The 14980-nt window shown below is 73.2% G+C and carries 13 protein-coding genes; 6 read left to right on the top strand and 7 right to left on the bottom strand.

What is annotated here, in order from left to right:
• Positions 1–57: 57 nt before the first annotated feature.
• On the bottom strand, positions 58–1434 hold the full coding sequence (locus LIU39_RS03625; RefSeq protein WP_227044779.1) for an alkaline phosphatase: 1377 nt from the start codon (positions 1432–1434) through the stop codon (positions 58–60).
• 212 nt (positions 1435–1646) lie between these two features.
• Between LIU39_RS03625 and LIU39_RS03620 the strand changes: the two genes are divergently transcribed.
• Both LIU39_RS03620 and LIU39_RS03615 read left to right on the top strand, forming a co-directional pair.
• Positions 1647–4400, top strand: coding sequence for an AfsR/SARP family transcriptional regulator (locus tag LIU39_RS03620; RefSeq protein WP_227044461.1), 2754 nt, complete (start codon positions 1647–1649; stop codon positions 4398–4400).
• A 148-nt stretch (positions 4401–4548) separates the two neighbouring features.
• Positions 4549–5208: a DUF4232 domain-containing protein gene (locus LIU39_RS03615; protein ID WP_227044458.1), complete on the top strand. Its 660-nt coding sequence runs from the start codon at positions 4549–4551 to the stop codon at positions 5206–5208.
• Positions 5209–5407: 199 nt separating this feature from the next.
• Here LIU39_RS03615 and LIU39_RS03610 read toward each other — a convergent pair whose 3' ends face one another.
• From LIU39_RS03610 to LIU39_RS03600, 3 genes are all read right to left on the bottom strand, one after another.
• Complete coding sequence (locus LIU39_RS03610) at positions 5408–5638, bottom strand: DUF6296 family protein (RefSeq protein WP_227044456.1); 231 nt, start codon at positions 5636–5638, stop codon at positions 5408–5410.
• Positions 5639–5762: 124 nt separating this feature from the next.
• Entirely contained in the window at positions 5763–7190 is a 1428-nt protein-coding gene (locus LIU39_RS03605) for a hypothetical protein (RefSeq protein ID WP_227044453.1), read from the bottom strand.
• Between the two features lie 116 nt (positions 7191–7306).
• Complete coding sequence (locus tag LIU39_RS03600; protein WP_227044451.1) at positions 7307–7912, bottom strand: TetR/AcrR family transcriptional regulator; 606 nt, start codon at positions 7910–7912, stop codon at positions 7307–7309.
• A gap of 114 nt (positions 7913–8026) precedes the next feature.
• Here LIU39_RS03600 and LIU39_RS03595 point away from each other — a divergent pair, with 114 nt between their 5' ends.
• The 3 genes from LIU39_RS03595 to LIU39_RS03585 all read left to right on the top strand — a co-directional run bounded on the left by LIU39_RS03595 (position 8027) and on the right by LIU39_RS03585 (position 11259).
• Positions 8027–9217 carry a cytochrome P450 gene (locus LIU39_RS03595; protein ID WP_227044448.1) on the top strand — a complete coding sequence of 397 codons (1191 nt, stop codon included), beginning with the start codon at positions 8027–8029 and terminating at the stop codon, positions 9215–9217.
• A 7-nt stretch (positions 9218–9224) separates the two neighbouring features.
• The gene (locus LIU39_RS03590; RefSeq protein WP_227044446.1) at positions 9225–9443 is read left to right on the top strand and encodes a ferredoxin; all 219 of its coding nucleotides are present in this window, start codon (positions 9225–9227) and stop codon (positions 9441–9443) included.
• Positions 9444–9804: 361 nt separating this feature from the next.
• Complete coding sequence (locus tag LIU39_RS03585; RefSeq protein WP_227044445.1) at positions 9805–11259, top strand: prealbumin-like fold domain-containing protein; 1455 nt, start codon at positions 9805–9807, stop codon at positions 11257–11259.
• Between the two features lie 94 nt (positions 11260–11353).
• Here the strand turns inward: LIU39_RS03585 and LIU39_RS03580 are convergent, their stop codons facing one another.
• The 3 genes from LIU39_RS03580 to LIU39_RS03570 form a co-directional block, all read right to left on the bottom strand.
• Positions 11354–11926 carry a TetR/AcrR family transcriptional regulator gene (locus tag LIU39_RS03580; protein ID WP_227044443.1) on the bottom strand — a complete coding sequence of 191 codons (573 nt, stop codon included), beginning with the start codon at positions 11924–11926 and terminating at the stop codon, positions 11354–11356.
• A 101-nt stretch (positions 11927–12027) separates the two neighbouring features.
• Positions 12028–13428: an amidase gene (locus LIU39_RS03575; RefSeq protein ID WP_227044441.1), complete on the bottom strand. Its 1401-nt coding sequence runs from the start codon at positions 13426–13428 to the stop codon at positions 12028–12030.
• Positions 13415–13624: a hypothetical protein gene (locus LIU39_RS03570; protein WP_227044439.1), complete on the bottom strand. Its 210-nt coding sequence runs from the start codon at positions 13622–13624 to the stop codon at positions 13415–13417. The genes LIU39_RS03575 and LIU39_RS03570 overlap by 14 nt, the downstream gene beginning before the upstream one ends.
• A 147-nt stretch (positions 13625–13771) precedes the next feature.
• On the opposite strand from LIU39_RS03570, the gene LIU39_RS03565 reads away from it, so the two are divergent.
• Positions 13772–14710 carry an MBL fold metallo-hydrolase gene (locus LIU39_RS03565; RefSeq protein WP_227044437.1) on the top strand — a complete coding sequence of 313 codons (939 nt, stop codon included), beginning with the start codon at positions 13772–13774 and terminating at the stop codon, positions 14708–14710.
• The last annotated feature ends 270 nt before the right edge of the window (positions 14711–14980 follow it).

The raw sequence follows: 14980 nt of genomic DNA, 5'->3' as shown, positions 1-14980 counted from the left end.
AGAACCGGGGCCGGGGGTCAGCTGTTCCCCGGCCCCGGCCCCCGGCCTGCTGTGCTCTCAGCGGAGGGTGAGGGCGGTGCGGAGGGTGGTGAACAGGTCGGTCTGGTTGGTGACACCGAGGACGCAGTCCGACAGGGGGCCCTGGGCGGCGATGCGAACCTGGGTGCCGGTGTGCTCCTGGGACTGACCGGGGGTGTTCGTCGAGTAGTTGACCTTCAGTCGGCCGCCCTCGTCGGTGACCAGAGTGGCGGACAGGCCGGGCGGGGTGGCTTCGAGCGGCACTATCTGGCTGCTGTGGCCGTGGTCGGCGGTGGTGACGACCAGGGTGTCGGGGTGCTTGGCCGCGTAGTCGCGGGCGACCTTGACGGCCCGGTCGAAGGCCGCGGTCTCGCCGATCTGTCCGCAGGGGTCGGCGGCGTGGTCCTGCTTGTCGATCGAGGCGCCCTCGACCTGGAGGAAGAAGCCCTTGCCCGGCTTCTTGCCGTGCCCGGTGCGCTGCTTGGCTTCCAGCAGCTCGATGGCCTTGCGGGTCTGGCGCTCCAGGCTCGGCGTGCGGGCGGGCCGGTCCGGGTTGCCGGTGACGCAGCGCTGGGGCGCGGTGCCGCCGACCGCTGCGGGCTTGCCGGTCCACTCCACCGGGACGGTCTCCGGCGCGAAGAGGCCGAGCACCGGCTTGCCGCCCTTGACGACCCGCAGGCTCTGGTCGTCGGTGACGACCTGGTAACCGAGCTTCCGGGCCTGCTGGGTGACGGTCCGCCCCTTGTACGGGCCTTCGGTGACGGTCTGCTCGAAGCGGTTTCTGCCGCCGCCCAGCAGGACGTCCACCTTGTGGTTGACGCTCTGCTCGGCGATGGATCCGGGGCCGCCGTTGCCGACGGTGTCGGCCGGGCACTTCTTCATGTCGGCGGGGCCCTGGCAGCTGCGGTCGCTGACGTGCGAGGCCAGCACCGCGGGGGTGGCGTCGGTGAGTTCGGCGGTGGTGACCGAGCCGGTGGCCAGGCCGTTGCGCTGGGCCAGCTCCAGGATCGTCGGCACTGCCTTGTCGGTGTCCGGGGTCTTGGAGATGCGGCCGTTGACGGTCTTGTGGCCGGTGGCCCAGCCGGTGCCGCTGGCGGCGGAGTCGGTGACGTAGTCCGGCTTGCCGTGCTTGTCGACCGCGTACGTCGTGTACGCGCCGGTTCTGGGGAAGCGGTCCATGTTGAGGCGGCCGTCGGCACCGACCGTGTAGTCGCGGGCGAGGGTGATCTCGGAGTCGCCCATGCCGTCGCCGATGAGCAGGATGACGTTCTTCGCCTTCTTGCCGTGGGCCGACAGGGTGGCCGGTGCATCGGCTGCGCCCGTTTCCGACGCGGCGGCCATGGCCGGGACCGCCGTGGCGGCGACGAGGAGCGCGGCGGTGCCCCAGGCCCAGCGGTGACGGTGCGGACGCGACATGGTCATCTGTGTTCCCTCTCCTGACACCGGCCGGCTGCCGGTTAGGCTCACAGCCCAACAGGGCGGCGAGGACCCCGGGTGGCGCGCGCATGTCGTGCAGGCAACGGGCGGGCAGCGGGAAAGGGCGGGACGGCTGGATGCCCCTGCTGCTGGAGGGTCTGGTGAGCCGCGCCTCCGGTAATCTGATTCTTTCCCGCAGGAGGTTTTCATCAGTGGAGTTCCAGCTGCTCGGAGCGGTTTCCGTCGCCACCGATGTCGGCGAACTGCCGCTCGGTCCCGCCAAGCGGCGCAGCCTGCTGGCCGCCCTGCTGCTGCGGCCCAACCACCCCGTTCCTGTGGACCAGCTCACGGCCGCGCTGTGGGACCACGAGCCGCCGCCGCAGGCGCGCAGCGTCATCCAGGGCCATGTGTCGCGGCTGCGGAGCCTGTTCGCCCGTGCCGGAGCCGAGATGTTCGGCGTCGAGCTGGTCACCCAGGGCTCGGCGTACGTGCTGCGGATGCCGGAGACGCTGCTGGATGCCCACCGCTTCGAAGAGCTGGTGACGCTGGCGCGTGGCCAGCGGGTGCCGGCCGACGCGGTGGCGATATTCCAGGAGGCGCTGTCGCTGTGGCAGGGGCCCGCGCTGACCGGTGCGTATCCGAGCCAGCCGCTGCAGGCCGCCGCGCACGCGCTGGAGGAACTCCGGCTGACCAGCGTGGAGCTGCTGGCCGGCGGCTACACGCGGATGGGCGAGCACGCACGGGCCGCGGCCGTGCTGCGCGCGGAGGCGGACGTCCATCCGCTGCGCGAGTCACTGTCCGCCGGGCTCATGCGGGCGCTCCAGCGTGCGGGGCGCCGCTCGGAGGCGCTCGACCGGTTCCACCGCACCCGGCGGCTGCTCGCCGACGAGCTGGGGGTCGACCCGGGGCGCGAGCTGGCGGACGCGTATGCGGTGGTGCTGCGCGGCGAGGACGAGGACGTGGCGCAGGCCCCGGCGCCTGCGCCCGTCCCCGCCGCGGTCCCCGCGCCCGCGCCCGGTACTGCACAGGGACCGCCAAGGGGCCTGTACCCGGGCACCGTTGACCTGCTTCCCCGTATGCCGCGCGGCTTCCACGGGCGGGCGGGCGAGCTGACCGCGCTGTCCCGGGCCGCCGCGGGCGAAGCGCCCGTCTGCCTGGTCACCGGGCCTGCCGGCGTGGGCAAGACGGCGCTCGTGGTGCACTGGGCGCACCACAACCGCGACCGGTTTCCCGGCGGTCTGCTCTACGCCGACCTGCGCGGCTTCAGCGATACGGGCGAGCCGGCCCTCATCGAGGTGCTGCGCGAGTTCCTGCTGGCGCTGGGGGTCGCGCCGCGCCGCATACCGGAGTCGGCCGGCAGTGCGTCCGCGCTGTTCCGGTCCCTTGCCGCCGACCGTCAGCTCCTCGTCGTACTCGACAACGCCCGCGGCTCCGAGCAGGTCAGGGACATCCTCCCGGGCGGCGCCCGATGCGTCACGGTGGTCACCAGCCGCTACCGGCTGCGCGGCCTGATCGCCTCCGACGCCGCCCGTCCGGTGCCCGTCGACGTCCTCGAACCGGAGGACGGCACGGCCCTGCTCGCCGCGGTGCTCGGCAAGGAACGGGTGCTCGCGGAGACGGTGGCCGCCCGGCGGATCGCCGAGCTGTGCGGCGGGCTCCCCCTCGCGATCCGGGTGGCCGCCGCCCGGCTCGCGGACCAGCCGGACCGCTCCCTGAGTGCGATGAGCGCCGAACTGTCCGACGAATCCCGCCGCCTGGGCCTCCTCGACGTGGAGGACACCGGCGTACGGGCCGCGCTGCGCCTCACCGTGCGCCGGCTGCCCGCCGACGCCGCGCAGCACTTCGCATACCTCGGCCGGCATCCCGGCGCGCACGTCGACCGGTATACGGCGGCGGCCCTGGCGGGCACCGACCCGGCCGCGGCCGAGGCCGCGCTCGACCGGCTCACCGCGGCGCACCTCGTCATCCGTGCCGCGCCGGACCGCTGGACACTGCACGATCTCGTACGGCTCTACGCGCGCGGCCTGGACACGGACCCCGGCACTCTGGTGCGGGGCCTCGACCACGGTGTGGCCACCGCCCTGGCCGCGGCCGACGCGGCCGAGCCGGGCGACGAGTCGTGTTTCGCGCCGCCCGCCGACTTCCACCCGCCGCGCGCGGTACGGCAGTTCGCGGACCGCGAGCAGGCCATGGCCTGGTACGCGGCCGAACGTGACGACCTGGCGTCGGCGGCGGCCGCCGCGCACGCCGCCGGACTGCACGGCAGGACCTGGCGGCTCGTCCTGGCGCAGTGGCCGCAGATCGTGTGGCGGGTGCGCGACGGCTGGATCCCGCTGCTGGAGACGGCACTTGAGGCGGCGCGGGCCGACGCCGACCTGCGCGCGCAGTCGCGGATCCTCGCCCTGCTCGGATGGGTGCTGACCGAAGAGGGCCGGCTCCAGGAGGCGGCGGTCCACCTGGAGGCCGCCCCGGCGCTCGCCGCCCGGTCCCGCGATCCGCGCGGCGAGGCGACCGCGCTGGTCAACCTGTCGCTCGCGCAGGCGGCGCTCGGCGGCCCGCAGGAGGCGGCGGAGGGCTGCACGCAGGCGGCACGGCTGGCCCGCGCCGCCGGTGACCGGCACACCGAGCGGCTGGCCCTCTACCACCTGACGAGGCATCAACTGGACGCTGATGAGTGGCAGTCGGCCCTGGACACGTCCGTCGCCGCGCAGGCACTCGACGACCCGTCGGACCCCTCGCCGGCGTCCCGGGTGCTGCTGCTCACGGCGGCCGGTGAGGCGCTGCTGGGGATGGGCGAGGAGGCCGAAGGCGTCCGGCGGCTCGACGCAGCGGCACGCGAGGCGGAGGCGTGCGGATACCACGACGGCGCGGTACGGGCGTTGGGCGCGCTGCTGCAGGTGTCGGCGGACGCGGGGCTCAAGGCGCGGTACGACACCGCGGTGGTGCGGCTCATGGAGCGGACCTGAGCCACCGGCCGAGGCGTGCGCTTGCACCGCAGGATCAGGGCGTCAGTGGGACGTAAGTGAGACGTCAGTGGAACGCCAGCGGGCCCGGCCAACCTGGTGTTCATCGCGGGAAACCTCCTGCGGCCGCCTACCGCTCGGGGGAACCCTCATGCGTACCACGCGCATCCGCACCACCGTCCTGGCCGCCGCCACCGCCGCCCTGGCCCTGAGCCTGACCGCCTGCGGCGGCTCGGACGGCGCCGACGGCACGAAGAGCGACGCGAGCCGGAGCAGCAGCGCGGGCGGGGCGAAGACGGCGGGCGACGGCGCAGAGGTGAACTCCTCCCACACGTCCGGCGACCAGGGCACGTCAGGCTCCGGCCGGACCACCGCCACCAAGGCCCGGCAGTGCCACGGGGACGAGATCTCGTACGACGTGCTGCACCGCTTCCCCAAGCAGCAGGGCGAGCACCTGCTGATCACCGCGCGGAACGCCGACACCAGGCCCTGCTGGGTCACGTCGTACCCGTCCGTCCTGCTCGGGGACGCCTCGAAGGCCCTGGGCCACTCGTCCAAGGACGCACCGGGCAGCGGCAAGCGGATCACGATCCGGCCCGGCGGCAAGGTCTACTCCGCCGTGAACCTCTTCGCCTACAGCGCCGGCGCCCACACGTCGACGAAGCTCTCCATAGCCCTGCGTGACCAGACCGGCGACACCGGCCCGGCCGTCGAGCACGACGCGTTCGACGGCAAGGGCGCGGCCTCGAAGTTCAGCTGGTCCGAGGCCGATGTCACGCACTGGAACGCCGCCAAGCCGTACGACTTCTGACCGGACACCGGGGGCGGCACGGCCCCTGCGGCAACGCACACACGGGGAGGGAGGCGCTGGTGCCTCCCTCCCCCGGGCCGTCCGCATCTCCCGCGCGCCGTGTCCGCCGGTCAGGACCCGGAAACGGGCGGGGCTGGCCACCTGCCGGCCCGTACCGCCCCACCTGCCGACCTCCCGAGCGCGGCGGCCGGGCCGGGGTTCAGGGCTTGAGGGGGCGGACGAGGAGGGGGACGCCGATGTCCTGGTGGCCGCCGCTGGCGAGCATGCGGACCTCGCCGCGCTCGCTGATCTCCGCGCGCACGATCCCGGTCTCGTCCTCGTAGATCGGGTACCCGCCCGCTCCCGCACCCGCGGTACGCCGGACGATCACCACGTCGTCCGCGACGGCGGACGACTGAAACACCAGCTCATAGCCTTCCGGGTAATCCATGGGGGGCTCCGCAAGGGTCGGCAGCGACGATCGCTGTGTCTCCCATCGTCCCTCACCCCGGGCCGCCCCGCCCGAGGAGCCGGGCGGGCGGCGGCGCTCGCGGTCCGTGAGGCCACCGGCCCCGCTACGGAGCCGCCGCCCCGCCCCCGGTCTCCCGCGCCAGCAGTTCCCTGGCCGCCCGGGTCTGCGGATGGCCGGGGCCGAAGGCCCGCTCGCAGGCGCGGGCCGCCTCGCGCGCCAGCCGCCCGGCGTCGTCCGAAGTGAGTTTCTCCGGCTTGCCGTTGCCCATGGTCGAGTCCAGGAAGCGCACCACGGGCGCCGGAAAGATCCCGACGCCCCGGGTGCGGGCGTCGCCCTCCTCGCGCAGCGAGCGGACCGCGGCCGCCGTCACCTCGGCGTGCGCGAGCCGCACCAGCGCGGCGTCGCGCGGATGGTCCCGGTCCAGCGCGTCGGCGTCCCGGAAGGCGAGGGCGTCGTGGACCAGCGACATGGCCTCGTGCCACAGGCGCTGCCTGCCCAGCGCCCTGGCCCGGCGCAGCTGGGCGAGCATCCGCGCCGGATGCGCGCCGCCCAGGACCCGCCAGCGCAGCCCGGCCGCCGAGTGCAGCAGCCGCTCGCTCTCGGCGTAGCGCCGCAGCCCGTACCGTGCGTCGGCCACCGCGTACAGCACGTCGGCGGCGCGCGCGAGCACCTCGCAGTCGACGGTGGACAGCTTGCCGGTGAACGGGCCCGCCACGTTCTCCCGGAACAGTTCGGCCAGGCTCGGCCCGGTGCGCCCGGCCAGGGTCAGCCCGCGGTCGCTCACCTCCTGCTCCGCCTGTGCCAGCACGGGCCGCAGCACGGCGTCCGCCTCGGCGAAGTCGCCGCAGCGTGAGTGCAGTTCGCCGAGCGCAAGGCCGTCCGCGATCCGCAGTCCCGGATCCCGCTCGTCGCCGGGGGCGCACTCCGCGATCCGCGCGGCGAACGGCAGCGCCTCCTCGTAGCGGCCGCACCGCTCGTACGCGTCCCGTATCCGGCGCCCGGCCGCGAGCGCCGCCGTGCGGTCGCCGCCGGAGCGCCACAGCAGCGCCCGCACGTGCGGCGCGAGCAGGTCGGGCACCGGGCCTTCGGCCACGCGGAGCAGGGCGCGGTCCAGCAGTGCGGCCGCGCAGGCGTCGAGCCGGGCGCGCGCCGCTTCGGACAGGCCCCGCGCCCGCTGCGCCGCAACGGCGGCATCCGGCCGTATGCACAGGACCGGCGGCGCGGCCTCCCCCGCGTCCCGGCCACCGTCCGCGACGGGCCCTGCGGCGGCGGCCGGCAGCGCGCGCACGGCTGATTCCAGCCGTTCTGCGGGAATCCCGGGCACCGGGACCGCGGCGAGCGCCTGCGGTGACAGGACGTGTACGGGGAGCGGCGCGGCGGCGAAGGCGGCCAGCAGGTCCTCCGGTGCGGGCGGGGCCTCGTCGCCCGGCTCGTCCGTGCCGTACCCATAGGTGATGTTCAGGTCGCGGCCGGCCTGCTGGATCCGGCCGTTGTCGTGCGCATCGGCCCGAAAGGACGCCCCGTCGCTCATCGTTCCCGCCCCGCCCCGTGAACCGCTACCGCTCGCTGAAGCACTCCCGCCCGGTGAAGCACTCCCGCCCGGCGCACCAGGGACGCCGGGCCCGCCCCCGCCCCCGTCACCCCCCGTCACCCCTCGTCGCCGCCCTGCGCCGGCAGGCCGTCCAGAAGCCGGCCCAGCATGCTCCGCACCAGCGTGCAGACCTCGTCCGGGTCCGCGCTGGCCAGGGGTTCCTTGGCGACGACCACCCGCATCAGGCCGATGCCCAGCAGCCAGGCCATCGCGAGGTCGGCGCGCAGCGCGGCGTCGTCGGCCCGGGAGAGCGTGGCCAGGGTGTCCGCGTACTCCTCGCCCAGGGCCTGCACCACGTCGGCGGCCTCGTCGTGGCTGCCGATGGAGCGCAGATAGACCGCGAGCGAGCGGTCGTGGGGATCCTTGCCGCTGTTGTCGAGGATGCCGCGCAGCGCGACATCGAAGAGCTGCTCGGGCGGCGTGTTCCGCAGCTGTTCCTGGCCGCTGTGTGCCATCACCTCGGTGAGCAGCGCGTTCTTCGAGCCGAAATAGCGGAACAGCAGGGCCTGGTTGACGCCGGCCCGGCCCGCGATGTCACGGACCGTCGCCGCCTCGTAGCCGCGCTCCGCGAACAGGTCGGCCGCCGCCTCCAGCAGCCGCTGCCGGGTGGCCCGTGCGTCCCTGCGGGGCTGACCTGCCGGACTCTCGGCGGACTTCGCCATGCACCACGCTCCTTACCGAAGGCCCGCCAGGATACGGCCATTTGTGTCATTGACCCACGGGGGACGGCGGCCTAACGTCATTTGTAAGCAGGTGCTTACACAAGGGAGGTCACCATGACCGCAGCCGACACAGCGCCCCTCACTTATCCCTTCAACACGGCCGACAATCTGGCCCTGTCCGACGCGTACGAGCGGGCCCGCGACACCCCCGGCCTGGTGCGGGTGCGCATGACGTACGGCGAACCGGCCTGGCTGGTCACCCGTTACGCCGAGGCCCGGCTCGTCCTCGGTGATCTGCGCTTCAGCCGTGCCGAGGCGGCCGAGCACGACGAACCGCGGCAGTCCGAAGGCCAGCGCAACAGCGGCATCCTGAGCATGGACCCGCCCGAGCACACCCGCCTGCGGTCCCTGGTCGCCAAGGCGTTCACGGTCCGTAACGTGGAGAAACTCCGGCCGCAGGTGCGCGAGTTGACGCACGGCCTGCTGGACGAGCTGGAGGCGGCCGGCCCGCCCGCCGACCTGGTGGACCGTTTCGCGCTGCCGATACCGGTCGCGGTGATCTGCCGGATGCTGGGCGTGCCCGTGGAGGACCGGCCGAAGTTCCGGATCTGGAGCGATGCCGCGCTGTCGACCAGCTCACTGACCGCGGAGGAGTTCGACCGCAATCGCGACGAACTGCGCGCCTACATGGCCAAGTTGATCGAAGCGCACCGCCGCGCGCCGCAGGACGACCTGATGACGGCCCTGATCGACGCGCGGGACGCCGACGACCGGCTGTCCGAACTGGAGCTGGTCGACCTGTGCGTGGGCATCCTGGTCGCCGGGCACGAGACCACCGCGACCCAGATCCCCAACTTCGTGCACACCCTGCTGGACCACCCCGGTGAACTCGCCCGGCTGCGCGCCGAGCCCGAGCTGATCACCACCGCCGTGGAGGAACTGCTGCGCTTCGTCCCGCTGGGCAGCGGCGCGGGCCAGCCCCGTTACGCCACCGAGGACATCGAGGTCGGCGGCACCCTCGTCCGGGCCGGCTCCCCCGTCCTGGTCGCCGTGGGAGCCGCCAACCGCGACGCGCTGCGCTTCAGTTCACCCGGCACCCTGGACCTCTCCAGGGCCCAGAACCAGCACCTCGGCTTCGGCCACGGCGTCCACCACTGCCTGGGCGCGCCCCTGGCCCGGCTGGAGCTCCAGGAGGCGCTCGGCGCCCTCATCAGCCGCTTCCCCCACCTGCATCTGGCCGGGGACATCACGTGGAAGACCGAGATGCTGGTGCGCGGGCCGCGCATCATGCCGGTGGGCTGGTGAGGCGCCGATGACCTGGCAGGTGGAAGTCGCCCCGGAACGCTGCATCGCGTCGGGCATGTGCGCGGGCATCGCACCCGACCTGTTCACACTCGACGGCACGCACTCCCAGCCGGTGCACGCCGAGATCCCGGCGGGCGACGAACGGGCCCTGGACGCCGCGGACATCTGTCCGGCCATGGCCATCACCATCCGCGAGAAAGGGGAGGAGATCGGGCCGCGCCCGTGAGCAGCGGACCACTCGGGGCGGGTGCGGAGAACGATCACCGCGCCCGTCCGATCACTCAACTCCCCTTTCTCCCCGATATCTTGACGCTCAGTAACTTCCCACGCCCCGTCCGCCAGGCCCGCAGACACCCCGTCCTACCCCTTCCCGCCGCGCCGGGATGGGCTTGATTGCGCACACTTCCTTTGACATGCCCTGAACGTCGTACTTTTCTGTGGCAGTCTGCGAGACAGCCGGGCGGGGCAGCCGGGGCGCGCTCCATATCCCCGCACCGCCCGCGCTGTGCGACCGCGGGTGGGAGGGGCTTGAGCCCGTACCGGGCGGCCCACGTGACGAGGGGCAGGGATCCATGCATACGGCTCGAATGAAGAGACTTTCGGCCATCGGTGCGGTGGCCGCGGCGATAGGAGTCGCCGGCACCACCGTGCTGCCGGCCGGCGCGGCATTCGCCACGGACCGTGAGGGACACAAGGGCAGGGCCGTCGGCTGGCACCTGCGGACCGGCAAGCACACGGCCATGTGGACCGGCACGCACGTCCTGGACAACGGCAGTCACGCGCTCTGTCTGGACCTCGCGTGGTACGGCCCGGACGGCACCGACAACGGCTACGAGAAGACGGGCGCGCCGAAGCAGCTCAGCGAGAACACCAAGGCCCAACTGGCGGCGCTGGCAGCCAAGTACGGCAAGCTGCCCGACACGGTCGAAGGCCGCAACCAGTCGGCCGCCGCCGCCCTGGTGACGTGGGCGCTGGCCGCGCACGACGGCATCGACGAGAACGGGTACAACGGCGAGAAGCTGCCCTGGGCCACCTGGCTGGACAAGGGGATGCCGAAGGGCGCCGTCGCCGGCTTCGGCGCGGACGCGAAGGTCGACACAGCGCCCGTCGTCGCCGCGTTCAACCGTCTGCGGACCGAGATCCGCAAGGTCGACGCCGCCCCGTACACCGTGAGCGTCGCGGGCTCGGGGAAGACGTACCCGTACGAGCGGACCCCGGAGGAGAAGTCCCTCACGGTCAAGGTGGCACGGGACGGCAAGCCGGCCGCCGGTATCCCCGTGAACACCACGGAGCTGACCAACATCGCCAAGCCGCAGGCACCGGGCGCGGTGGGCAGCACCGACACCAAGGGCGAGACGACGTTCCGCTTCACGCCGGACAAGCCGGGCACCAAGGCGGGGGCGGCGTTCGAGGCCAAGGTCTCGGTCAACTCCCCCACCTTCTGGCACACCGACCACACCGTGCACGGCAAGCCCATGCAGCGCCTGATCTACTTCGAGGCCCAGCAGAAGTCACTCCCCGCCGCCGGCGAGATCGCCTTCCAGCCCGCCGCCATCGTGATCGCCGTCAAGAAGGACCGCGGCACCGGCGAAGCCGTCTCCTCGCCGGCGACGTACGAGATCCACGCCGACGACAACGGCGCGCCCGGCAAGTCGATCACCACCGTCACCACCGGCAAGGACGGCAAATCCCAGCCCGTCGACCTGCCCGCCGGCACGTACTGGATCGTCGAGACCAAGGCGCCCGAGGGCTACCAGCTCGACAAGGAGCCCCGGCGCATCGAGGCCAAGTCCGGTGAGCAGCAGGTGATCACGGTGTGGGACAACTCCGTGCCCACACCGTCGCCGACGACGCCGGCCACTCCCGAGCAGCCGCGGCCCGAGAAGCCGGCCCCCGCGGCCGTCGTCCCCAGCGGCGGCCATCTGGCCAGCACCGGTGCCGGCTCCACCCCCTACCTCGCCGCGGGCGCCGCAGCCCTGGTCGTGGCAGGCGGCGGAGCGCTGGCCCTGACCCGGCGCCGCAGGTCCGCGAACCGCTCGTAGCCGGACCGTCCCGCACGGCGGCCACGGACGGGCCGTCGTGCGGGCGCGGGGGGGGGCGCCGCTTCGCCCGCACGACGTCACACGACTGCGGGCATCACGGCAGCGGCATCAGCCGATAGAAGACCGTGGCGACCAGCTCGCGGGCGTACTGCGCGTCGAGGAGCCCGGGGCGGAAGAGGACGCGGTACATCATCGGAGCCACGACGTGGTCCATCACGGTCTCGCCCGCCGGCACGTGTTCGCCGCGCCGGACGGCCCGTTCGATGATCGTCTCGACCTGCTCGGCGGCGTATGCGGAGCACTGCCCGGCATTGCTGCCGTCCGGGTCGCCGGCGAGCGCGTCGCGGATGTAGGAGCGGCCCGGCGGTGACGACATCTCCTCCAGGAAATCGGCGGCCCAGTGCTCCAGGTCCGCGCGCAGGCTCCCGAGGTCGGCCGGCAGCGCTTCGGGCCGCAGCCGCTCCACCGCGACGTCCGACAGCAACTCCTGGAGGCTGCCCCAGCGGCGGTAGATCGTCGACGGGGTGACGCCGGCCCGCCCCGCGATCTGGGGGACGGTGAGGTCGGCGCTGCCGTGTTCCGTCTGGAGATCGCGCACCGCCGTGTGCACCGCCTGCTGCACACGGGCACTGCGCCCGCCGGGGCGGGCCGCTGGTCTGGGACTCATCCCACCACCTTAACGCAAAGTCATTGCGCACCGAGGCGATACCGCCCCTTCCCCCGGCCTCCCGGAGCGGGCCCACGCAGTGACCTTCAGCCTCTGCCGCCTCATCCGGCGGCGACCGGGGCGAGGCCCACCGCGTCACCACGGGTCGCCTCGAAGGCGCGGCCCGCACCGAGGATCGTGGCCTCCCCCAGCGGCCTGCCGATGAGCTGCATGCCGATGGGCAGCCCCGCGCCGTCCAGGCCGACGGGCAGGGACAGCGAGGGCAGTCCCGTGAGGTTCGCCGGAGCGGACAGCCTGACGTAGCTGTCGGTCACGCTCTCGGTGGATCCGTCCGCCCACCGCACCGTCTCCTGATCACTGCGGGCTGCCACGCAGGGCACCGTCGGCGCCGCGAGGACGTCCACCCTGTCGAACAGCTCCGCCCAGGCGCTGCGCATCAGCGTGCGGGAGCGCTGCGCGCGCAGATAGTCGCCCGCGGACACGAGCGTGCCCGCCTCCAGCAGGACGCGGACGTCCGCCGTGTACAGCTCGGGGGAGGTGCGCAGCGTCCGCTCGTGGTAGGCCGTGGCCTCGGGCACCATGAGGCCCCACGCGGTGGCCTGGATGTACTCGGTCATCGGAATGCCGACGTCCACCAACTCGGCCCCGAGCCACGCCAGATGCTCGATGGCCCCGCGTACCGTCTTCTCCACCTCGGGCTCGACGCGGTCGAAGTAGTAGTTCGCGGGCACGCCGACCCGCAGCCCGGTCAAGTCCTCGTCGAATCCCCGCGGATCACGGCGTGCCCGCTCGAACTTCCTTGCCCCATCGCCTGGTTGCTGTCCCGTCAGCACATCCAGCACCAGCGCGGCGTCCTCCACCGTGCGCGTGATCGGTCCGGCGTGGTCCAGGGACCAGGACAGCGGCGTCACACCCTTCAGGGGGACGAGCCCGTAGGTGGGCTTGAGCCCCACCACGCCGTTGAGCGCCGCCGGAACCCGGATGGACCCGCCGGTGTCCGTGCCCAGCGCGAAGGCTGCCTCACCCGCCGCGACCGCGACCGCCGAACCGCCGCTCGACCCGCCGGCCACCCGGTCGTGGGCCCACGCGTTACGGGTCTGCGGCGTCGTCAGCCCGTAGGCGAACTCATGGGTGTGGGTCTTGCCGATGAGCACCGCTCCGGCGGCCTTCAGACGCGCCGCGACCGTACTGTCGGCGCTCGCCGTGTGGTCCGCGCGGACCCGGGAGCTGGCCGTGGTCGGCAGCCCGGCGACGTCGATGAGGTCCTTGAGGCCCATGGGGATGCCGTGCAGCGGGCCGAGGTGCCGGCCGGCCGCGATGTCCCGGCCCGCCCGCGCGGCCGCCTCGCGCGCGGCCTGCGCACGGACCGTCACGTACGCCCCCAACTGCCCTTCCACGGCCTCGATCCGCTCCAGGTAGGAGTCGGTCAGTTCGGTGGGCGAGAGGCCCCCGGCGCCGATCGCCTTCGCCGCGCCGGCGAGCGTCAACTCATACGGCTGCATCGGCCGGTTCCTCCCCTGCGAAGTACGTCGCGGCGGGTGCGGTCTCCGCGAAGTCGAGGGCGCGCAGGGCGCCGATGACGCCCTGGACGTGGTTCGCCGTGGCGGCCACCGGGTCGAGCCGCTCCGCCGCGAGCGGCAGGCCGGCCCTCAGGGCCCATGGGGATACCTCCTGCGGGAGGAGATCAGCGGTGGTCATCGGTGTGTCCCTTCGCAGCATGGAGCGAGCAGCACCCGCCCCGCAAAAGCTTGTTATTTGCGTTAACGGCACCGTACGACATACCGTCCACTAAAGCAAAGAACGCGCTTTAGACCGGCCCTGCCCCACCTCCCCCTAGGAGCCCCGTTGCCCGCCTCCTCCAACGCCCCGGATTCCGCGCCCACTTGGGCCATCGGCGACCTGCTCGTCCACCGCATCGACGAGGTGACGCTCCCCCCGCAGACCGGCCCCTGGCTGCTGCCCGACGCCACCCCGGACGCCGTACGCCGCGCCCCCTGGCTCCGGCCGGACTTCGCCGGGCCCGACGGGGTCCTGCACCTGGCCAGCCACAGCTTCGCCATCGAGGCGGACGGCCTGCGCATCCTCGTCGACACCGGAATCGGCAACGGCAAGACCCGGGCCAATCCGGCCTGGCACCACTTGGACACCGACTACCTCGGGCGGCTCACCGCAGCGGGCTTCCCGCCCGAGCGCGTCGACCTGGTCGTCCTGACCCACCTGCACACCGACCACGTCGGCTGGAACACCCGCGCCGACGGCGGGGCCTGGGTGCCGACCTTCCCGAACGCCAGATACCTGGCCGCCCGCGCCGAATGGGATCACTGGGCGCACGCCGACCTGGACGAGCCCCGCACCCAGATGTTCCGCGACTCGGTCCACCCGGTCCGCGAGGCCGGCCTGCTCGACCTGATCGACGTACCGGACACCGGCGCCGAAGTGGCCCCCGGGATCAGCCTGTTGCCCACCCCCGGCCACACCCCGGGACAGGTGGCCGTACGGCTCCGCAGCCGCGGCCGGTCAGCCGTCATCACCGGCGACTGCGTCCACCACCCCGTACAGCTCCGCCACCCCGGCATCACCAGCTGCGTCGACACCGACCCCGCCCAGGCCGTCCGCAGCCGCCGCACCCTCCTCGACGCACTCGCCGGAACCGACACCCTGCTCCTGGGCAGCCACTTCCCCGCCCCGACCGCCGGCCTGGTCGTCCCCGAGGGAACCACCTACCGCCTCACACCGGTACCCGGCAGGAAGGCGACGCCACCGAGGCCGGAGCCGACCGCCTGAGCCGCCTGCACACACCGCCCGGGGACAACGACGCCGGCCCCGGGAAAGCCGGAGCCCCGGCGTCCGCCTCCGGCACGGAGCCTCCCGGTGCACTTGCACGGGCACCGGACAGCCGGGGCACCCATCTACTCCTTTTGGATGACCGGAAAGAGTGTCCGCTCCCCGGCCCCCTGAAACGTTGCCATGCCCAATCCCCGTCCAGGCTTTCACTGTTGAACGAATTCGATCGAAAGCGAATGCATTCACACCTTTGACGCCCCCTTGAGGCGA

Source organism: Streptomyces pinistramenti (genome assembly GCF_020564935.1).
Taxonomy (GTDB): Bacteria; Actinomycetota; Actinomycetes; order Streptomycetales; family Streptomycetaceae; genus Streptomyces; species Streptomyces pinistramenti.
The sequence above is the reverse complement of the archived record's forward strand: the minus strand, read 5'-3'. Positions and strand labels throughout refer to the sequence as shown.